We start from the raw sequence: 21,634 nt of genomic DNA on the forward strand, positions 1-21,634 counted from the left end.
CATTGAACGACTGGCTGCCTAATAGCGTATTTTTCTATTGAATCAAAAGCGCATTATTTCCGCTTCTTCTTCTTTTTCTTTTGCTTCTTGACCATGCGGTTCATCGCCATTTTGCCTAATTTACCTTTGACGCCGCCACCGAACATTTGATCCATCCCAGGAATATTCATGTTGCCTTTGCTCATTTGCTGCATCATTTTACGGGATTCTTTGAATTGTTTGATCATTCGATTGACTTCGACTACACTATTTCCTGAACCAGCTGCGATTCGACGGCGTCGGCTTGGGTTCAATAGATCGGGGTTTTCCCGTTCCGCTGGTGTCATAGAATAAACCATGGCTTTTTGTCGGGCGATTTGCTTAGGATCGACTTTGACATTTTCAATCCCTGGCATTTGACTCATCCCAGGAATCATTTTCAATAAATCTTCAATCGGTCCCATCCCCATGACTTGATCGATCTGTTCAACAAAGTCGTTGAAGTCAAAGGAATTTTCCTTCATTTTTTGGGCAAGCTCTTCTGCTTTTTTCTCATCATAATCTTGTTGGGCTTTCTCGATCAGGGTCAGCATATCCCCCATGCCCAAAATACGGCTTGACATGCGATCTGGGTGGAAAACTTCCAAATCAGTCAGTTTTTCACCAGTACCAGTGAATTTGATCGGTGCCCCGGTCACTTGACGAATCGATAACGCGGCCCCCCCACGGGTATCCCCATCTAATTTGGTGATGACCACACCTGTGATGCCGAGTTGTTGATTGAAGCTTTCTGCCACATTGACCGCATCTTGCCCGGTCATCGCATCGACCACCAATAAGATTTCATTCGGTTGGGCTAAATCCTTGATTTGCTTCAATTCGTCCATCAATTGTTCATCGATATGCAACCGGCCGGCTGTATCGATCAACACATAATCATTTTTCTTTTCTTTGGCAACAGCCAATCCTTGGCGTACGATCTCGACTGGGCTGACATCTGTACCCATATCAAAAACAGGCACATTCAATTGCTGACCCAATACTTTCAATTGGTCAATGGCCGCTGGTCGGTAAATATCGCCGGCGATCATCAACGGCCGTGCATTCTCCGTCTTCATCAAATGATTAGCTAATTTGCCGGCGAAGGTCGTTTTACCGGCCCCTTGCAAACCTGCCATCATAATGATCGTTGGGATCTTTGGAGACTTTTCGATGCCTACGGTTTCAGAACCTAGCGTTTTGGTCAGTTCTTCATCGACGATTTTGACGATTTGTTGTGCTGGGGATAGACTATCTAAGACTTCAACACCAATTGCCCGCTCGCGGACATTTTTGGTGAATTCTTTTACGACTTGCAAATTCACGTCGGCTTCAAGTAGCGCCAGACGAATTTCCCGCATCATTTCTTTTACGTCCGCTTCAGTCACTTTTCCTTTGCGGCGTAGTTTGCTCATTGCCTGCTGGAGGCGATCTGTTAAACTTTCAAATGCCATTCATATTCATTCCTTTATTCTTCGATTTCTTGAAACTGTTGGATAAACCCTTGTAACATTTCATCTTTCGGATAATGGGTTTGTGTATATTCCGTGATTTGTTCAAGCAATGTTTCTCGCATAATGTAGTTAGAAAACAAGTGCAGCTTTTTTTCATAATCTTCTAAAATACGTTCTGTCCGTTTGATATTATCATAGACTGCTTGGCGGCTGATTTCATATTCTTCGGCAATCTCACCTAAAGAAAAATCATCTGCATAATATAATTCCATGTAATTCATCTGTTTTTCTGTCAGCAATGTGGAATAAAATTCAAACAAAGCGTTCATTCGATTGGTTTTTTCAATTTCCATTTGCTTCCTCCAGGCTTTCAAGCCACTCGACATCCGACATCACTTGCAAGCCTTGTTGGCGAAAATACGCACATGCAACGCCGACACCGGCTTTTTTGATACCAGAAAACTGACCATCATAAATCATGCGGCTGCCGCATGAGGGACTTTTTTCTTTGAGTATCAATTGATCGATTTCTAATTTTTGCAGCTTCTGATACGCTAAGATCGCGCCAGCTTTAAATTGTTCTGTGACGTCTTCTCCTGAAATCGTCCTGACGATTGCCTGACCTTGCCAGACTGTTTCTCCATCACCGCCAATGATTTCTGCTGGTTCCCTAGGGATCGGCAACCCACCCAGAACTTCTGGACAGACCATCACGGCTTGACCTGTTTGCACAAGTGTCATCAACTGAGGCACTGTTTGACTTCTTCCATCGTAGCGGCATAAAACACCGCCCAGACATGCACTGATCCCAATCATTCAAACCCCTCAGCTTTCTATGAAATCGTCCTCTATTATAGCATTTATTTAGCCGATACAATAGTACCAATTCCCTATTCGTGCTAAAATAGGTCTTGTTCGTTGAAAATCATTCGTTTCTTAAAAAGAAACCAAAGGAGTACATATGAAAAAAATTCTAGTTGTGGATGATGAACCGTCTATCGTCACACTTTTGACCTTTAATTTAGAAAAAGAAGGCTACCGCGTGGTTTCGGTGGCTGATGGGAAAGAAGCTTTTGAAATGGCTGTAGCCGAAGCCTTTGATTTTATCATTTTGGATGTCATGCTGCCTTCAATGGATGGGATCGAGATCACAAAAAAATTACGGCAAGAAAAAATCGAAACGCCTATTTTGGTATTAACAGCCAAAGATGATCCGATCGATCGGATATTAGGCTTAGAAATTGGTGCTGATGATTACTTGACGAAGCCTTTTAGTCCTAGAGAAGTGCTTGCAAGGATCAAAGCCATTTCCAGACGCTTAGAGCCTAGAGGCATGCGTGAGGAAGATAAACCAGCCGAAATGATCCAAGTCGGCAAGATCGTCGCTGATATCACCAACTATCAAGTCACTGTTGCTGGAGAAAAAATCTTTTTGACCCCTAAAGAATTCGAACTTCTGGTCTACTTTATGAAACGTAAAGGACGGGTCATTGACCGCGATACCTTACTCAATCGTATATGGAATTTCGATTTTGATGGGCAAAGCCGCATCGTTGATGTTCATATCAGTCATTTAAGGGAAAAAATCGAGAAAGATCCAAAACAGCCAGAATATTTGGTGACAGTACGAGGATTCGGCTATAAGTTTCAGGAGCCGGATAGATGAAAAAACGCTTTGGCTATAGTTTATGGGCCATCTTGCTATTTATCGTTTTTTTCCTTTGCTGGCAGTTATTGAGCAGTTTCTATCGCCAGCAAGTGATCGCACAGCAAGCCGATTTTTTAGAAGAAAAAGCCTCGATCTTTTTAGATCTTTCCCAAACCCAAACAGACACATTGCAGCAGTTCGCCGATGCCTATGTTCAAAACGGCAATAGCCGGATGACCTTAATGGATGCGCAAGGCACCATTATCTATGATACGTATGATCATACATTGCATGAGGACCGTTCAAACCGACCCGAAGTTCAAGCTATTTTGCGTGGCAGCAGCGTCGGACAATCACTTAGAGAAAGTGATACGTTACATGAAGAATTGCTGTATGTGGCTGTGCCAATCAAAGAAGACGGCAATCTTACCCAAATTCTGCGCATTGCAGAGCCCACAGCTGCCTTTTTTGCTAAAAGCCAATCAATCGAACAATCGATCTTACTGGTCTATGTTCTGTTCTGCTTGTTTATCAGCGTACTGATTTTTCACACACTGCGCCAAAAGAATCGGCCCGTTCAAACAATTTTGCCTGTCATCAAAAAAATGATTTCATCCCCTGAACAACAAGCGATCATCATGCAAGAAACACCAGAACATGATGAACTCTATCAATTGATCAATCAACTCAGCGAACAAATGAGCCAAACATACCGCGCGTATGCAGCCTCAGAAGCGCAGCTGTATGACTTGTTGGGTGAATTGATGATTGGTGTCTTTATCATTGATGACGAGGACCAATTGTTGTTGATGAATCCAACGATGCAAGATCAACTCGCGATTTCCCAAATGCCACCTATGCCAGTGGCATTTACTGAAGTCATCCATGATACGCAATTGATTCAGTTGATTTATCAGTTCACAGAACATACCCCTGTATTACATGCAGAAACAACCATTGGCAGTGACCATCCACGTGTCCTTGATATCACTTTGCGTTCATTTCAGGAAAAGCAACGGATCGGTTTGGTTTACGACTTGACGAGAATCCGGCAGTTAGAAAAAATGCAGCAAGATTTCGTCGGCAATGTGTCCCACGAACTGAAAACACCAGTCACATCTTTGATTGGTTTTACCGAAACATTGCTTGATGGAGCGAAGGAAGATCCTCAAACGTTGCAGGCTTTTCTGGAAATCATTCAAAAAGATGCCTATCGTTTGAAAAATCTGATCCAAGAAATTATCCAGCTTTCAAAGAATAGCGACTCGTTTGCTTACGAAGATCAGCCGATTGATGTCGCTGCGCTCGTATCGAGTATTACGCAAACTTACAAACCCCTTGCTGATCAAAAACAATTGGTTTTCGAGATCCATGGTCCAAACCAGCTGTCCATTACAAGTAAGCTGGAATTGCTGCAGCCAATCATCAAGAACTTGATTGAAAATGCTGTGACTTATGCCAAACATGGGGGTACCATCACATTGTCTTATCAGATTGTTGGTTCCACCCTACGCCTCCAAGTAGCTGATCAAGGAATCGGGATCGCCGAAGAAGACCAAGAACGGATTTTTGAACGCTTTTATCGTGTAGATAAAGCCCGTGCCCGCAATTCCGGCGGAACCGGCTTAGGCTTAGCGATCGTCAAAGATTACACGACGATTTTAGGCGGCACGATCTCCGTGGACAGTTTCCCTAACGTTGGTACGACTTTTACGTTGACATTCCCATTAGATAACTAAACAACCACGGCACAGACAATGACTGTTTGTGCCGTGGTTGTTTTTACGTGTTTCCCGTGTTTCTCATCAACAACATTTATTTGACTAATTTTGTTCCGTTGGCATTGATATAACCATACCATGTGCCTTTGCTGTCGTATAGTGAATAATAGGTGCTGCCATTAAAATGATTGTAATAGACCTTGACTTGGAACGTTTGCTCATATAAATTGCTGCTTTTGTTTTTTTCTTTCCATGAAAAGTTTTGCCAAATTGAATAATTCTTACTCGATATCGTGACCGATTGGTTGCTGGAGATTGCAGCACCGCCTGCGTTGTTGGCGACTTTGGTTCCAGTGGCATTGATATAGCCATACCATTTGCCCTGATTGTCATACAGTGAGTAATAGACACTGCCATTCAAATGTTCATAGCGAACTTTGACCAAAAATGTTTGATTCAAGTAATCTTTGCTGGAATATTTCAATTTCCATGAAAAATTTTGCCATATCGAATAGTTGGCACTTTTGATCGTAACGTAGCGCCCATCTGAGATCGCCGGACCTTGATTTGCTTGCACAAACAATTTGTTTGTGGGAATATAACCAATCCACGTCCCATTCATATCGTAGACTGAATCATAGACTGTACCATTGAAATGTCGGTACGTACCGGTCACTTTATATGTGTTTTTTAACATCGCAGCTGTCACTTTGGTGGTTTTATTAAAGCTAAAATCACGATAGATCGTGTCTTGTTGTTTAAACTTCACATAGGTATTTTTTGATTGCCAATTGCCTTGTGCACCGGTCGCGACTTTGGTTCCGCCAGCATTGATATAGCCAACCCATTTCCCTTGATTGTCATACAGTGAATAATAGGTACTGCCATTGATATGCTCATAGCGGACTTTGATTTGCAATGTTTGACCAAGGTACGCTTTTGAATCAGCTTTCTTTGTCCATGAAAAATTTTGCCATATCGTATAATTGTCTTTGGTGATCGTTGCATAGCGGCCGTCAGAGATGGCCCCACCTTGTCCTTGACTGATAAAATATTTGTTGTAATCCGAATTCATGTCAAACGTCCCGGAAACGCCTGGGAAGGTTACATTATAGGTCCATTGCCACGCACTATATTCTGTATGCTTTTGAAAGGTAGGTTGATACGGATACTGGGCGATCCAGACCTTATTCTTACCTAAAACCTCTGGATCGATCACTTTCTCTGTGATCCATGAGATACCGATATAATGATGGGTATTCGTATAGCCAAGAGCCTTTAAGCGATTTTCAAAGACTTTTGCTAATGCCGTGTGATCGGCTTTATTTTTTATATTCGATTCCTCGTAATCATTGACCATCAACATTGATGTTGGCAAATTCAATTGTTTGGCATAGCTGACAAAATAATCTGCCTCTGCTTTAGCACCACTTTCCGTAGTGTACCAGCTATAATGATAGACGTGTACGATCAATCCTGCCGCTTTGGCATTGGCGATCTGAGAAGCCGCTAAAGGATTTTGATAGGATGTTGCTTCGGTCAATTTGACGACCACTGCGGACACACCATAGCTTTTAATGATCTTGAATTGATCTACAGTAATCATGCCATTATGAGAAGAGATGTCGATGAAATCTTGGCTAGGTGTCGTGGAATCCCCGGCTTCGATATACGGAACCGAAGAAGCCGCACGTAACTCACGTGCCAGGCTGACCTTAATGTCAGAACGATTGCGATAGGTTGGATCCAATCCTAAACTGGTATCATAATAGACTTGATCTTCTGTTGGTTGGGTTTCACTAGTTGATGACGCTTCTGATGCATCGACTGATGACGAAACTGTCGTTTCTGCAGTACTAGAAGCAATCGTTGATGTGCTGGTTTCTGATGATGCAGTAACATTCGTATTGCTTTCGACACTTGATGAACTTTCGGTCTGTTGTGTCGCAGGTTCAGTGACAGCTGTTGCACTTGTACTGCTTGATGTTTCACTGCTTAATTCTGTTGTTTCTGCATATGTACCGACAGCGCCCCAGAAAAATATTGTGACTGCACATACCCCTAATCTTATACGTTTCATTTTACCCCTAATCATTTTTTTCCCCTTTCAATTACCGTTGCTTCTATTTTACCGAAAAAAAAGAAAAAAAACACCGAAAAAGATAAATTTAACGGAATTACTTTGTATAAATATGCCATTGCTATTTTTCTATGATTCATCTATACCTACTGTCCACGCTATGATCTCATGCTTCGTGACAAACAATGACTAAATAAATGTATAAAAAGCGCACCTTCTCTTGGGAGAAGATACGCTTGGGGGCACTATATTTATTCGACGTTGGTGACATCTCCGTCTACACTGCGTTCAACTTTCATGTCAGTGATCGGCAAGTAGCCTAGATCTTTGACTGCGCCTTGTTGGACATCCTCCGTCAAGATATAATCAAGGAATGCTTTGACATTGGCATCTGGTTCACCATTGGTATACATGTGTTCATAAGACCAGATCGGCCATTGATTGTCTGCAATAGTTTCGGCCGTTGGTTCAACACCATCTAGTGACAACGCTTGAAGGGTATCATCTAAATAAGACAAAGCAAGATAGCTGATCGCTCCTGGTGTTTCAGCAACGATTTTGCGCACCGTCCCTGAAGAATCCTGTTCTTGCGTTTGGATCGTTTCAGCACCGTCTAGACCCCATTTTTCAAATGTCGCCCGTGTACCACTGCCTGAAGCACGGTTGATGACCGCAATTTCTTGATCCGCACCGCCTAACTCAGACCAATTGGTGATTTTTCCTGTAAAAATACCAATCAGATCTTGTTTGCTGATGTCCGTCACGCCAACTTCTTTGTTGACGACAGGCGCCATACCCACCACTGCGACTTTGTGATCCACTAGCTTACTTGCATCAACGCCGTCTTTTTCTTCGGCAAAGACATCTGAATTACCGATTGTTACAGCGCCGGCTTCCACTTGACTCAAACCAGTGCCGCTGCCGCCGCCTTGGACTGTAATTGTATAGTTGGGATTTTCTGATGTATAACTTTCACTGGCTGCCTCAACCAAAGGCTGCAATGCAGTTGATCCTACTGCTAAAATTTCTACGTTTTCTGTTGCAGCGCTACCGGATGAAGCCGATCCGCTGGCAGCTTGGCTGCTTTCTGTGCTGGCACCGGAGCTGCCACAGCCCGCTAATAATAATCCTGTTGCAAAAAATAAAAGTCCCAATTTTTTCATTCGATAAATCTCCTTTCGTTATAGTCCTAGTGTAGCAAGACGGTGTAAACCCTTGATAGATTTCATGTAAAGATTCGATTGAGTTCTGTAAATCTTTTGTAAACAAAAGGTTTGCGTTGGCACACCTTGCTTCTATTTATCGCTGATTTCCTGTATGGACACAAAAAAAAGAGCATCATCTGCTCTTTTCTTCTTACTGATGGTTCGTGACATAATCCGTTAGCCGGTTCATTGCTTCCTCTAGATTCTCCATGCTGGCTGCATAACTCAACCGTACATAGCCCTCTGCTTCGGGGCCAAAAGCAATGCCTGGAATAATCGCCAATTGATTCTTTTCTGCCAAATCAACGCAAAAGGCCATTGAATCTTGGTCAAAGCCTGTCGGTATTTTGGCAAAGAGATAAAATGCCCCAGAAGGTTTGGCGATATCAAATCCTAATCCAGTCATTTTTTCAAATAAAAAGTCACGTCGTGCCCGGTAATCAGCTTTCATTACTTCAGCATCATTGATTCCTTCAACCAATGCGCGAACAGCTGCTTTTTGTGAAATCGTCGAGGCAGCGGTCACCAAATATTGGTGTACTTTGATGATCTCTGCAGTCAGATTTGCTGGAGCGAAAATAAAGCCGATCCGCCATCCCGTCATCGCATGTGATTTTGACAATCCATTGATGACGATCGTTTGATCCCGCAAATACTCAGCAATTGACACATGTGGTTCATCATACGTCAATTCTGAATAAATCTCATCGCTGATGACGAAGACTGGATATTTTTTCAGTACATCTGCTAGTGCTTTGACTTCTTCTCGGGTATATACCACACCTGTAGGGTTGCTTGGATAATTCAAAATAACGGCTTTCACTTGATCACCGTGTTCTTCTAGCGCGGCTTCTAAGACATCCGGTGCCAAAACAAATTCATTGTCTGAGGTGTCTAAATAGATCGGTGTTGCATGAGCCAAAGTGATGATTGGTTCATATCCCGGATAGATAGGTGCAGGTAAAAGCACTTTGTCGCCTGGTTCTAATGTTGCCAATAAGGAAGCCGAGATGGCCTCTGTCGCCCCGATCGTGACTAGTACTTCTGATTGATGATCATAATCCAATTGGTATTTTGTTTTTAGGAATAGACTGGCAGCTTCCCGCACGTCGGCAAGTCCTGCCATACCAGAGTAGTGACTGAAATTTTGTTCGATCGCTGTCACCCCAGATTGTTTGACGTGTTCTGGTGTATTGAAATCAGGCTCCCCCAACGTCAATTTTAATATATCTGGAATCGATGAAACCCGTTCGTCGAATGTACGAATCAAAGATACCGCGATTTTGTAAACTTCTTGATTAAATCGTTGACTGACATCTGCCATAAATGGTCACTCCTTTAGTGTAAGCAATAGTTTCGCTATTGTTGTTAATCCTACCACAAAATCGAAACAAACTTAAGATAAAACGCGAATTAAATTAAAAACCAATTTCGTTTGATTATAAACCAACATTAATATATAATGTCTATAAATAAGTAAACAAGAAGGAGTTAATTATGGAAAACAGCATTGTAGATAAATTAAACGACTATCAACGCGGCTTTAGTCAAACAGAAACTACTTACCACTGCCTATTTTGCACGGCCACTTTCAACAAAGAAGAAATCTATCCCCATGATGGTCACTTTTTTACTGCCTACAATCGAATCAATACCCATATTGCGGATACACATGGTGGCCCCATCGCTGGCCTTTTGGCTCAATCGAAAGAACAAACCGGTCTATCCGAAAGCCAACAAGAGATCCTACAACTCTTTGCTGAAGGCTTGAAAGACGCTGTCATCGCCCAACGTTTAGGTATTTCAACCTCAACAGTTAGAAATCATCGGTTTAAATTAAAGGAAAAACAACGACAGGCGCTGGTTTTTTTAAGTATTATGTCCTTGTTGCAAGACACGCCCGAAGTCCCGCCTCATAAAGGGGCCACAATGATTGATGATCGGTATGCGATCACAGCGGATGAACGCAAAAAAATTATTGCAACCTACTTTGATGAAGCTGGATTTATCAAGCAATTCCCTAGTAAAGAAAAGCGGAAATTGGTCGTCTTGGGTGTACTTGCAGAGCGCTTTGATTCAGGAAAAAACTACTCAGAAGCCGCTGTCAATGATATCTTGAAACAAGCAATCAGCGATTATGTCACCGTTCGACGCTATTTGATTGAATATGGGTTCATGAAGCGAACAAATGACGGAAAAACCTATTGGCGTACCTAAAAAAACAGCCATCCTCTTATACATGAGGAAGGCTGTTTTTCGTGATGTCATTTGTTTCGTGCACTCATGTGTATCACCAATTATTTTTCTTTCAAGAAAATTTTCTTGATGATCAATTTATCAAACAATTGGGTTTGGTTGTCTTGTTCACCAATCACTTCTGCAGTGATTGCTTTACCATCTTGCTTCTTTCTAAGTTGATAGATGATTTTCCCAGATTCTTTCAGTTCACTGATCATATCAACGACACCGCCAAAACCTGTTTTTCGGGTAATAAATCCTAAAGCAACCATCCGCTCATCTAAGTTCTTAGCGGAAATGCTGGCCCCCGTGATCAAGGCTTGACGCATGATATGCAGAAATTCTTCCAATCCTTCAACTGCCGGCTCTTCGATTTCTTCTACTATCGGTCTGGCCCGCAACGCATGTAATTCTTGTAATAACTTTTCGTATTGCTCTTGTGTCAGCATGACCCCCGCCACTTTTTCACGATTGAATACATAGACGGCTGTCCCGGCTTCTCGCGCTTGATTAAATACATCCATCGGAGATTTTTTTACTTCAGTGATCGAAGTAGTGGGAACATCCAGCTTCTTCAGTTCCATAATCAACGTCCTCCCTGTTCTCAACGCATTCATTATAGCATAAAGTATCTCAGAGGCTATACAAGATTTTGGTTGCAAAAGTAAAAGCCGCGTTGATTGTCCGTTGTTGGAGGTTATCTCTCATGTGCTTCTTTTTTGATTGACAGGGTCATGGCATTGAGCGCGACAATAATCGTACTTAACGACATGAGGATCGCCCCCACTGCTGGATTCAATAAAATACCTAAAGGCGCTAAGACCCCTGCAGCCAATGGGATTGCTACGATATTATACCCAGCTCCCCACCAGAGGTTTTGGATCATTTTGCGACGGGTTTGTTTGGCCAATGACAAAAAGTGCAAAACATCATTGGGATTGCTATTGGTCAAAATGACATCTGCTGAATCGATGGCCACATCTGTTCCTGCCCCAATGGCAATGCCGATCGTTGCTCTGGCTAAACTTGGCGCATCGTTGATACCGTCGCCAACCATTACCACACGTTTGCCTTGTGCCACGTAAGATTTGACCAGCTGTTCTTTGTCTTCTGGCAACAGTGCAGCGTGAACCTCATCGATCCCTAAATAGGCTGCCACAGCCTCAGCTGCTTCTTGATTGTCGCCAGTTGCCATGATTGGTGTGATTTGCATCTCTTTCAACGCCCGAATAAAATCAATGGCTTCTTCTTTGACCTGATCCCCCAAGGCGATAACGCCTGCGATTGCGCCTTGATGAACAAGAAAACTGATCGTATTGCCTTGTTCTTTGAAGGATTTGATTTTGTCCTCTGGCACAGTCAGTCCCAATTGTGTCAACCCTTTTTGATTGACGATCTTCCATGTTTCTTGATCGATCACACCGGACAAACCGATACCAGCCTCGGTTTGGATATCCGTTGCTGCTTTGGGTGAAATATTTTCTGCAGCAGCTTTTGCTAAAATACCTTCTGCAATTGGATGATTGGCCGTTTTTTCCAACCCTGCAAAATAGGCAAGTACATCATTATTTGTCATTGTCCCCATCGATAAAACATCTGTGACCGCAAAAACGCCTTGTGTCAAAGTACCTGTTTTATCTAGGATCAATACATCGATCTCATGGGCATTTTCCAATGCTTGCCGGTTTCTCAGCAAGAGGCCATTCTTAGCAGCAATCGACGTCGAACGCGCGATCACTAATGGAACCGCCAGCCCTAATGCATGAGGACAAGCGATGACAAAGACAGTCACCATTCGGTCAAAGGCAGTGGGCAGATCTGAGAGATAGAGCCAAACGATAAACGTGCCAATTCCTGCGATCAACGCAACATAAAACAACCATTTGGCGACTGTGTCCGATAACGTTTCTAATGACGACTTATCCGCTTGGGCATTCCGTACCAATTCCATCACTTTTGCCAAATAGCCGCTTTCTCCCGTACCCGTTACTTGGATCACGATCGATCCATTGCCATTGACAGAACCACCTATCACAGATTGTCCGCTTTTTTTTGTGACGCGCTTAGACTCTCCGGTCACGGCAGACTCATCAATCGTTGTTTCCCCTTCAATCACTTGCCCATCGGTAGGCACCTTATCACCAGCGCGTACGATCAGATGATCGCCTTCGACTACTTGATCCAATGGAACACGTTCTTCCCCATGATCATTTTTGCGTGTGACCTCTTTGGGCAGCAGGGCAGCCAATTGCTCAACCGCATTGCCAGCGTTCATCACTGCATTCATTTCGATCCAATGGCCTAATAACATGATGACGATCAATGTAGCCAGTTCCCAGAAAAAGTCCATCACATGCCCGCCGCTTAAGAAATGATTGGCAATGAAGGCATATAAACTATAAAAATAGGCAACACTGATTCCCATAGCAACCAATGTCATCATCGCTGGACTCTTTTGCTTCAACTCCATTTTGGCGCCACTTAAAAAAGGCGCACCGCCATAAAAGAACAATATCGTCGCTAAGATCAGGACCAGCCAGTCTGAACCTGGAAACGTAAATTGAAAAGGCAGATCGACCCCCATCATTGGTGATAGAAATATGATTGGTATGGCGAGAACCAATGAGAGCCAAAACTTTTGTTTAAAATTCCCCATATGCATACTATGATCCATGCCACTCATGTCGTGATGATCGTGAGTGGTCATCTGCATATGATCCATATGATCGTGATCTTCATGATCGTGATCTTCATGATTGTGATCTTTATGTTCGTGATTCATCTGTTCATGATCCATCTGATGATGATCCGTCATGGTATGATTATCTGAACGATATTTTCCCATCCTTACATCCCCCTATCCTCAGCTTTCATTGTGCAGGCTATGCCCGAAACTGACCAGTATAGCCGGCATCTGTCACTGCTTTGATCAGCATGTCATCCGTCACTTGGGTTTCATCATATTTCACTTTGCTTTGTGCTTTCTTCAAATCAACTTTGGCTTTTTTGACACCTGGTACGTCACTCAAAGCTTGCTCGACTTTGGCAGCACAATGGGCACAATTCATCCCGTTGATCGTCATGATTTTTTTCATCTTAATTCCCCTTTTCTGTTTAGTTATCTTGGTTAATGCCCATGGACCTTACACTGACACTGACCAGGAATACAATTACAATCGATCGTAGCAACTGGCTGTTTTGCAGCGAGTGCTTCTTGCAGCATGGCGATATCCGCTGCAGTCAATTCGGCTTCCATGATCATTTCGGCGATCGTTTGGCCAATTTTTTTGGCGCAAATATGAGAAAATAAATTCTCTGTTGCACTGCAAACAGTCGCCTCTTCTGAAACCAATGGTGTATAAATAAATTTCTTTCCTTGAGATTCCGGCTGTAAGATCCCTTTTTTGACCAAACGCCCTAAAAGCGTTTTGACGGTTGCCGCTTTCCAATTTTTGTTTGCACTGAGCAAATCAGTGATTTCTTTGGCAGTCGATTGGCCCATAGTCCAAATCACGCGCATCACTTCCCACTCGGAATCGCTGATTTTGATAGGTTCCTTGATTGTTTCCATTGTTGACACCTCACTTTTATAAACCCGATAACCAAAGTTTACAACTGTAATCGTAATTTGTCAAAAAAAGATGCTTCATTCATCAAGAATGAAGCACACCTGTAGTTCTCTCTTTATAAATGGACACGATACGTCGTGACGGAGTGGAACGGGGTGTCAGGGCGCAAGCTGATATCGCCAAATTGACTATATTTTTCCGTACCTGGAACGCCTTGTGTTTCGATCGCCATTGCGCCATGATTCGCCATTGGACCGGTTTTCATTGCTGCCCCGACTTCGCCCGTTCCAGTCGTATAAATCACGACTGCGGGACGGTCTGTTGTCACGGTTAAGCGCACTTTCTGATCTGGGCTTGTCACTTGCAGATCCCAGGCTTGATCATGATCAAGTAAAAATGGATCATCTAATAACGTATCCCCAATCTCACGTTCGTTCGTAAAATCAAATTTGGTTCCTGTGACCGCGGTTTTTTCTCCAGTTGTCGTAACATCCTCATTGGTTTCTGCGACATGTTGGGCATTGATCTGGACCAAATGTCCATCAATGGCTTGCTGGGTATCCCCTGTCAAGTTGAAATAGCCGTGGTTGGTCGGGTTGAATAGTGTTGCTTGATCCGTGACAGCATCGTATGCAATGGATAGTTCGTGGTCATTTGATAACGTATAGGTCACTTGATAGCGAACATTACCCGGAAATCCCCCCGTCCCATCCGTACGGTTCGTCGTAAAAATCACCCCTGCGCTATTTGCCTCTTCGAAAGTTTCAGCAAGCCAAGTATCCGTATCTAAGCCTTTGAAACCACCATGCAGCGTATTGCCATCATCATTGTCTTCTGTTTGGTATTCTGTACCATCGATCACGAAACGGGTACCAGCGATCCGTCCCGCGACAGGTCCGATCGTTGCACCATAATAGCGGGCATCGATATGTCCTTGGATCGAGTCATACCCCGCTACAATATCTCTTCCTTCTTCGATTGGAATGACCCAATCTAATAAGCGAGCACCTTCAGGACTTACTCTAACAATGGTACCGCTCTCATTCGTCAACTCATAAATCGTTCCCATTGTATCTGAAGTCAGTTGTTTGACACTTGTCATTTGCATATTCCTTCTTTCCTTTACATTTTGATAGCCACCTTCAGTATAGACTTTCATGACACTCCGCGTCAAATATGCACAAAAAAAAACAAGCAGTACCTGCTCGTTTCATTTTTTGTGCTTTGGTTGATAGTGTTTGCGCTTCATTCGTTCATCTTTGATTTGCGCAGCATCTTCAATGCGTTCTTTTTCTGACTTTCTTTCGGTCCGTTTCTCCGAATGATCCTTCAGTATCTCCTGGCGATACCGACGATTGCCTAAAAATTTCAATGCATGCATCAGAGGCTGCCGGTTTTCTCCCACCAAACCAATCAATTCAATAAATAATTCAATCCCAAAGCCAGTACTGATGATCAGCAATATGATCGCCGTGTTGCTGGCATAATTCATCAGCAATGCAATAAATGAAAAGACCAATGCCAGTGCATAGATCGTCAAAACGGTTCCTCGGTGCGTAAATCCTAACGATAGCAGCCGATGATGCAAATGCATTTTGTCGGCAGATGAGATTTTTTGTTTATTGAACTTGCGGCGGATCATGGCATACACTGTATCCGTGATTGGTACACCAAGAATCAGCATTGGTGTCACAACTGTGATGAACGTGGCATTTTTTAACCCTTGCAATGACAATACTGAAATCATAAAGCCCAGAAACAAAGCCCCTGTATCCCCTAAGAAAATCGTTGCGGGATAAAAATTGTATGGGAAGAAACCGACGATCGCAGCAATCAGTGTGAATATCACCATAGGTACCTCTACCGAATTCGGCAAGAAGAAATAACTGATGATCCCTATCGTGGTCAAACTGATGATCGACACCCCACTAGCCAACCCATCTAATCCATCAATCAAATTGACTGCATTGGTGATCGCCAAAATCCAAAGAATCGTCATTGGCAGACCCAGCCAGCCCAAATCAAATACGCCAATATATGGAATCGATATCGTGCTGATTTTGATATCGGCCACAAAATAAATGACGAGTGCGGCAATCGTCAAGCCCATCACTTTCTGCAACGGACTCAATTCAAAGATATCATCCATTAACCCTGTAAAGACCACAATCGCAGCCCCCAGAAGCATTGGCCATACATAATCGAATGGAAGCATTTCTCGAAATTCCCATAATAAAGCAAAAGAAAAAGCAAGGAAAATACTCAATCCGCCTGCTGTTGGCATGGTCTTGGTATTGATCCGCCGATCGCCTGGTCGATCTACCGCGCCGATTTTAAATGAAACCAATTTGATGATTGGCGTGAGGATCAATGAGATGATCATCGTGATAAACAAACGTACCACAAATTTAAAGGCAAAATCCATCTTGTTTACTCGCTTTCCATTATTTCTCTTTATTTGTGAAGGTATCTTCTATTTTAGATGATAGCCGTTCTACGGGGTCTTTTCGTGTTCTGATTTCCTGTCCGGTCACATATTCCTCTACCACAGCATTGATGATACCGCCTAAGATGACGATCGTCGCAGCAAGATTCAGCCAGATCATCAGCACAATGAAACTCCCAATAATTTGGTACCCGCTGATTTTGGCGGTGAAATAGCGTGCATACAAACCAAAAACTTGTGACAACAGCATCCAGCCAACTGTGGAAAAGATGGCACCTGGAAGCGTGGAGCGCAGTTTTACCTTGGCATTGGGTACGAGCCAATAAATCATCATCATAATGAACAGTAGGGCGAAAATCGTCAGCGGCCACTTCAGGGTTTGAAATGTACTGATGATATTATCTGGAAACTGGAAAATTGGCTGCAGCAAATCTAAGATCATCTTCCCTAGGCCAAAGACCATCGTTACACCGACGATTGCGATCATAAACAACAACAATATGACAAAGGATACGGCGCGTACAACAATGAAATTAGCGCGCTGATCAACACCAAAAGCTTTATTCATCGCAATCTGCAGGGCATTGATACTTTGACTGGCAGACCATAATGCAGCCAATACCGAGATAGACAACAAGCCCCCAGAACTAGTGGTCAATAAGTTTTCGATAGCCGGGCCGATAAAATCATAGATTTCACTCGGAAACAATTCCTGGACATAGGGTAACACTGTATTCGGATCGATGGATAAAAATGGCAGTAAATTGCCCACTGCGATCAGCAAAGGAAACAGTGAAAACAATAAATAGTAGGCGACAACTACTGATGTTGTGCCCATTTCTGATTCCGTGATTCTCACCTGTGTTGTTTCGATAAATCGCATCAGTTTCTGATTGCCTTTGACTTTATCTACGATTTTCATGTTGTCCATCCTCCGCCAGCGGTCATCTGCCTTTTTGTCATTTTTTGTTTCTTTGTATGCGCGTCCTTCATTCGTTAATACGTACCTTCTTCTCCTTGAGAAGTTAAAATCTTGGGACCTTCTTTTGTGATCGCCAAACTATGTTCATATTGACAGCTTAATCCGCCATCTAACGTATAGGCAGTCCAACCATTCGGGTCCATTTTCATCTTCCATGTACCTGTATTGATCATCGGTTCGATCGTGATGACCATACCTTCTTTCAAACGCAAGCCTTTGCCTGCTTCGCCATAATGCGGAATCATTGGACTTTCATGGATCGTTGGTCCAATGCCGTGGCCGACAAAGTCACGGACTACACCGTAGCCTTCTTTTTCGGCATAAGTTTGAATCGCATGACCAATGTCACCAATACGGTTGCCAACTTGTGCTTGTTCGATACCCAAATATAAGGCTTTTTTCGTCACGGCCATCAAACGATCGATCTCTGGCGTCGATTCTCCGACCACATAGCTCCAACAAGAATCAGAGATTGCTCCTTTTAAATCGATACACATATCTACTTTGATCAAGTCGCCATTTTTCAATGGCTTTTTCCGAGGAAACCCGTGGCAGATCTCATTGTTGATGCTGCAGCAAGTTGCATATTTGTAATCTTCAAAACCAATTTGAGCAGCGATACCGCCATGACTTTCAATGTAGTTTCGGACAAACACCTCAATATCCCAGCTGGTGATACCCGGTTGAATAAAGTCCCGCAATTGTTTGTGCACGTCGGCTAATAAAGCACCGGACGCAGCCATACTATCGATTTCTCTGGCTGATTTTAATGTAATCATGTTCTCGTCTCCCTCAATTAAATTCCTCTTATTTTAACACAGAAAGACACCGTTGGACAAAATTCACCGCCATTATAAAGAGTTTTTCAAGATTTGTTTTCAATTTCCCGTGGTTTTGCTATAATCTAATAGAGTTTTCCCGAGAGAACTGTAGAAAGATTGGAGGAAATAAGCCAATGACTTTAGCAAAAATCGTTTATGCGAGTATGACCGGCAACACAGAAGAAATCGCCGATATCGTCTCAGAAGCATTAGAAGATGCAGGTCTAGAAGTAGAAATGAACGAATGCACCCAAGTGGATGCCGAAGACTTTGAAGATGCCGATATTTGCATCGTCGCTACTTATACCTATGGGGATGGCGAATTGCCGGACGAAATCGTTGATTTTTATGAGGATCTGCAAGAATTGGACTTAAGCGGAAAAATTTTTGGTGTTTGCGGATCTGGTGACACGTTTTATGATGACTTTTGTCAATCAGTGGATGATTTTGAAGCTGCATTTAGCAAGACTGGTGCAACCAAAGCTGCGGATAGCGTCAAAGTCGATTTAGCTGCTGAAGAAGATGATATTCAGCATTTAGAAGCCTTTGCCAAAAAAATCGTTGCGGCGATTGGCTAACAGACAAAACGCCTCTTTCAAAAGAAAGAGACGTTTTTGTTAATGATACGTAATATCGATCGGTGTTTCTCTAATGAGAATATTGTCCACCGTTTCAGTCATTAATTTTGCGATTTGGTCTTCAGTTGGGTGAATGATGCCAGAAGACATTAAAGCAGCTAATCCAGTCGCAACGATCCAAACACCTGTATGCAGCGACTGCAATTCCACAGTCGACAACTCACTATATTTGGCATCTTTTTTCACAGATTTGACAAACAAATCAAATGAAAATTGCTGCATTGAATCTCCTCCACCGTATTCTTCTAAATACAAAGCACGGTATAGGCGTTTTTCTTTATTCGCAAAACCGATATAATTCAATGTCAAATCAACAATGATATCTCCACGACGTTCAATTGGAAATACCTCCGTCGCTAAGTAGTCAAAAATTTGACTGATCAGTGCACTCTTTAAATCTTCCATATTCTTAAACTCTAAATAAATCGGTTGGGTTGAACACTTCATTTTCGCTGCGATATTGCGTGCGGTAAAACGGGTGAATCCTTCGGTCGCGACAACTTCATAGGCAGCTTTTAAAATCTGGTCTCTAGTGATCGTTTTCTTTCTTGCCATAATTTTTTAATCTCCTTAATCCTGCTATACATCGCTTTCAGAAAAACCTTTTTCTTATTGTATCATGTTTTTTTAAGTTTGCAAAACAACTTTTAAAATATACTTGTTCAATGTTTCAAGGAAAAAGACTATATTTTGCCTGTTTTTTTGCAATCAATTTGGTTTGTGAAGAAAAAAAATAAGTGCTATCATAAAGTGAGTTATAAAAAGAAGAAAATGGAGGAATTTTAATGGTTTTACCAAATTTTAATCAAAACTTAGAAAAATATGCCCAGCTGATCACTGAAGTTGGTGTAAATGTCCAAGCAGGACATACGATCGTGATCCAAATCGCTGTTGACCAAGCACCTTTGGGTCGTTTATTGACGACCAAAGCTTACGAATTAGGCGCTGCTGAAGTCATCGTACAGTGGACAGATGATGTTGTCCAAAAAGAATTTTTGAGCCATGCGGCAGATGACCGACTTTCAAACATCCCTCAATACAAAATTGACCAGACAAATGATTGGGTCGAAAAAGGAGCGAGCCGGATCAGCGTTGTTTCCGCCAATCCAGATGCGCTTGCGGGTGTTGATTCAGACCGTGTTGCGTTATTCCAAGCAGCCTCAGGCAAAGCAATGATGAATTTGCGTCAAGCAACCCAAGCCAACAAAGTCAGTTGGACTGTCGTTGCAGCAGCTGGTGCTGATTGGGCTCAAAAAGTCTTTCCGGATGTTGCTGCCGATGAAGCCCAAGACAAACTATGGGATCAAATCTTCAAAACGACACGCATTTATGAAGAAGATCCAGTTGCCGCTTGGAAAAAACATGATGAAACGTTACAAGTCAAAGCCGAAGCGTTGAATAAGGAACAATTTTCAGCGTTGCACTATACAGCACCAGGCACTGACTTAACAATTGGCTTACCGAAAAATCATCTTTGGGAAGGCGCTGGCAGCTACAATGCCCGCAATGAGAAATTCATGGCCAACATGCCGACTGAAGAAGTCTTCACAGCCCCTGATGCCCGTCGGATCGATGGCTATATTTCAAGTACCAAACCATTGAGCTATGCTGGAACGATCATTTCTGGCATGAAATTTACCTTCAAAGATGGCAAGGTCGTTGATTTTTCTGCAGAACAAGGAGAAGAAGTCCTTGGCAAATTGCTAGCGATCGATGAAGGTGCCAAAAGCTTAGGCGAAGTGGCATTGGTTCCTGATCCATCCCCTATCTCGCAATCAGGCATTATTTTCTTCAACACCCTATTTGATGAGAATGCATCAAATCATTTGGCGTTAGGCTCAGCTTATGCCTTCAGTTTACAAGGCGGCACCGAGATGTCAGAAGACGAATTAGCTGCTGCAGGGTTGAACAGAAGCCAGACTCATGTTGACTTTATGGTTGGTTCTGATCAAATGTCCATCGATGGCATCAAAGAAGACGGTTCCACCGTTCCAGTATTCCGCAATGGTGACTGGGCATAATGCAGTTTTTTTCGGAGGCGCATCCTGCGCTTCCGTTTTTTACATAGAATATTTATTCAGCATCAGATTTTACAATAGTCATAGGCTATTTTTTTTGATAAAATCAATGTTGATAGTCTTTGATCAGAGAGGATGATACGATGACACCAAATCGAGAAGATTATTTAAAGCTGATACTAGAGCTTGGTGGTGACCAAAAAAAAATCAATAACAAACAAATCGTGTCAGGATTAGCGGTTTCCGCAGCCTCCGTTAGTGAAATGATCTCTAAGCTACTAAAGGAAGGCTTGGTCGAACACTCTCCTTATCAGGGCGTTCAATTAACCAATACCGGACTTGCCTCTGCCAGTGCATTGATCCGCAAACATCGCTTGTGGGAAGTGTTTCTCGTTGAGCACTTGCATTATTCGTGGAATGAAGTGCACGATGATGCCGAGGTTTTAGAGCACGTGACTTCTGAGACCCTCGCCTCACGCTTGGAAACCTACCTCGACAATCCCCGTTTTTGTCCTCATGGCGGCATGATCCCTGAACAAGGTCAGATGATTCATGAAGGAGAAAAAAATACCATGAGCAGCTTCCCTGTCGGCACGAAGATTCGGATTGCGCGCGTTCTTGATGAGCGGGAATTATTGGATTATCTTGTAGCGATTGATCTGAATATCCATGAAGAATATCAAATCATCGATGCGGCGGCTTATGAAGGACCCATCACGATCAAAAATGACGCAAAAGAAATCGCGGTCAGCTACAAAGCGGCTAGTACGATTTTTGTCGATAAACTGTAAGGAGT

At 42.8% G+C, this 21,634-nt stretch carries 21 protein-coding genes; 6 read left to right on the plus strand and 15 right to left on the minus strand.

The genetic code is table 11. The features are described from left to right. Positions 1–53: 53 nt before the first annotated feature. The 3 genes from ffh to AEQ18_RS05640 are packed head-to-tail and all read right to left on the minus strand — an operon-like array spanning position 54 to position 2,288. Entirely contained in the window at positions 54–1,472 is a 1,419-nt protein-coding gene (gene ffh, locus AEQ18_RS05630; RefSeq protein WP_054115397.1) for a signal recognition particle protein, read from the minus strand. Between the two features lie 14 nt (positions 1,473–1,486). After that, positions 1,487–1,825: a putative DNA-binding protein gene (locus tag AEQ18_RS05635; protein WP_054115398.1), complete on the minus strand. Its 339-nt coding sequence runs from the start codon at positions 1,823–1,825 to the stop codon at positions 1,487–1,489. Further along, complete coding sequence (locus tag AEQ18_RS05640) at positions 1,815–2,288, minus strand: DUF523 domain-containing protein (protein ID WP_054115399.1); 474 nt, start codon at positions 2,286–2,288, stop codon at positions 1,815–1,817. Before AEQ18_RS05640 ends, AEQ18_RS05635 begins: the two co-directional genes overlap by 11 nt. Before the next feature lie 145 nt (positions 2,289–2,433). Between AEQ18_RS05640 and AEQ18_RS05645 the strand changes: the two genes are divergently transcribed. Then, positions 2,434–3,138, plus strand: a complete 705-nt coding sequence (locus AEQ18_RS05645) for a response regulator transcription factor (protein ID WP_054115400.1) — start codon at positions 2,434–2,436, stop codon at positions 3,136–3,138. Then, a complete protein-coding gene (locus AEQ18_RS05650) occupies positions 3,135–4,859 on the plus strand; it encodes a sensor histidine kinase (RefSeq protein WP_054115401.1) in 1,725 nt (574 codons plus the stop codon). The genes AEQ18_RS05645 and AEQ18_RS05650 overlap by 4 nt, the downstream gene beginning before the upstream one ends. Positions 4,860–4,935: 76 nt before the next feature. Here the strand turns inward: AEQ18_RS05650 and AEQ18_RS05655 are convergent, their stop codons facing one another. The 3 genes from AEQ18_RS05655 to AEQ18_RS05665 all read right to left on the minus strand — a co-directional run bounded on the left by AEQ18_RS05655 (position 4,936) and on the right by AEQ18_RS05665 (position 9,450). Next, complete coding sequence (locus AEQ18_RS05655; RefSeq protein ID WP_152911888.1) at positions 4,936–6,921, minus strand: GH25 family lysozyme; 1,986 nt, start codon at positions 6,919–6,921, stop codon at positions 4,936–4,938. A 251-nt stretch (positions 6,922–7,172) separates the two neighbouring features. Beyond that, entirely contained in the window at positions 7,173–8,084 is a 912-nt protein-coding gene (locus AEQ18_RS05660; protein ID WP_054115402.1) for a phosphate ABC transporter substrate-binding protein PstS family protein, read from the minus strand. A 193-nt stretch (positions 8,085–8,277) separates the two neighbouring features. Further along, positions 8,278–9,450: a pyridoxal phosphate-dependent aminotransferase gene (locus AEQ18_RS05665; protein WP_054115403.1), complete on the minus strand. Its 1,173-nt coding sequence runs from the start codon at positions 9,448–9,450 to the stop codon at positions 8,278–8,280. Positions 9,451–9,623: 173 nt separating this feature from the next. On the opposite strand from AEQ18_RS05665, the gene AEQ18_RS05670 reads away from it, so the two are divergent. Continuing rightward, positions 9,624–10,343 carry a DUF2087 domain-containing protein gene (locus AEQ18_RS05670; RefSeq protein ID WP_054115404.1) on the plus strand — a complete coding sequence of 240 codons (720 nt, stop codon included), beginning with the start codon at positions 9,624–9,626 and terminating at the stop codon, positions 10,341–10,343. An 80-nt stretch (positions 10,344–10,423) separates the two neighbouring features. Here AEQ18_RS05670 and AEQ18_RS05675 read toward each other — a convergent pair whose 3' ends face one another. The 8 genes from AEQ18_RS05675 to map all read right to left on the minus strand — a co-directional run bounded on the left by AEQ18_RS05675 (position 10,424) and on the right by map (position 18,140). Next, positions 10,424–10,948, minus strand: coding sequence for a prevent-host-death protein (locus AEQ18_RS05675; protein WP_054115405.1), 525 nt, complete (start codon positions 10,946–10,948; stop codon positions 10,424–10,426). Between the two features lie 113 nt (positions 10,949–11,061). Next, positions 11,062–13,209, minus strand: a complete 2,148-nt coding sequence (locus AEQ18_RS05680; protein ID WP_054115406.1) for a heavy metal translocating P-type ATPase — start codon at positions 13,207–13,209, stop codon at positions 11,062–11,064. Between the two features lie 37 nt (positions 13,210–13,246). Further along, on the minus strand, positions 13,247–13,459 hold the full coding sequence (copZ, locus tag AEQ18_RS05685) for a copper chaperone CopZ (RefSeq protein ID WP_054115407.1): 213 nt from the start codon (positions 13,457–13,459) through the stop codon (positions 13,247–13,249). A 32-nt stretch (positions 13,460–13,491) separates the two neighbouring features. Then, positions 13,492–13,935 (minus strand): CopY/TcrY family copper transport repressor, encoded by a 444-nt coding sequence (locus AEQ18_RS05690; protein WP_054115408.1) that lies wholly within the window; start codon positions 13,933–13,935, stop codon positions 13,492–13,494. Positions 13,936–14,048: 113 nt separating this feature from the next. Beyond that, positions 14,049–15,035, minus strand: a complete 987-nt coding sequence (locus tag AEQ18_RS05695; RefSeq protein WP_054115550.1) for an aldose epimerase family protein — start codon at positions 15,033–15,035, stop codon at positions 14,049–14,051. Positions 15,036–15,143: 108 nt separating this feature from the next. Then, positions 15,144–16,358 (minus strand): undecaprenyl/decaprenyl-phosphate alpha-N-acetylglucosaminyl 1-phosphate transferase, encoded by a 1,215-nt coding sequence (locus tag AEQ18_RS05700; protein WP_054115409.1) that lies wholly within the window; start codon positions 16,356–16,358, stop codon positions 15,144–15,146. A gap of 19 nt (positions 16,359–16,377) precedes the next feature. Next, positions 16,378–17,301: a YihY/virulence factor BrkB family protein gene (locus AEQ18_RS05705; protein ID WP_054115410.1), complete on the minus strand. Its 924-nt coding sequence runs from the start codon at positions 17,299–17,301 to the stop codon at positions 16,378–16,380. A gap of 74 nt (positions 17,302–17,375) precedes the next feature. Further along, a complete protein-coding gene (gene map, locus AEQ18_RS05710; protein ID WP_054115411.1) occupies positions 17,376–18,140 on the minus strand; it encodes a type I methionyl aminopeptidase in 765 nt (254 codons plus the stop codon). Between the two features lie 176 nt (positions 18,141–18,316). Between map and AEQ18_RS05715 the strand changes: the two genes are divergently transcribed. Continuing rightward, a complete protein-coding gene (locus tag AEQ18_RS05715) occupies positions 18,317–18,760 on the plus strand; it encodes a flavodoxin (protein ID WP_054115412.1) in 444 nt (147 codons plus the stop codon). A 39-nt stretch (positions 18,761–18,799) separates the two neighbouring features. Here the strand turns inward: AEQ18_RS05715 and AEQ18_RS05720 are convergent, their stop codons facing one another. Then, entirely contained in the window at positions 18,800–19,375 is a 576-nt protein-coding gene (locus tag AEQ18_RS05720; protein ID WP_054115413.1) for a TetR/AcrR family transcriptional regulator, read from the minus strand. Between the two features lie 230 nt (positions 19,376–19,605). On the opposite strand from AEQ18_RS05720, the gene AEQ18_RS05725 reads away from it, so the two are divergent. Both AEQ18_RS05725 and AEQ18_RS05730 read left to right on the plus strand, forming a co-directional pair. Next, positions 19,606–20,841 carry an aminopeptidase gene (locus AEQ18_RS05725; protein WP_054115414.1) on the plus strand — a complete coding sequence of 412 codons (1,236 nt, stop codon included), beginning with the start codon at positions 19,606–19,608 and terminating at the stop codon, positions 20,839–20,841. A 140-nt stretch (positions 20,842–20,981) separates the two neighbouring features. Next, complete coding sequence (locus AEQ18_RS05730) at positions 20,982–21,629, plus strand: metal-dependent transcriptional regulator (protein WP_054115415.1); 648 nt, start codon at positions 20,982–20,984, stop codon at positions 21,627–21,629. Positions 21,630–21,634 lie beyond the last annotated feature (5 nt).

It is taken from the genome of Enterococcus sp. RIT-PI-f (genome assembly GCF_001297065.1).
GTDB lineage: Bacteria > Bacillota > Bacilli > Lactobacillales > Enterococcaceae > Enterococcus_D.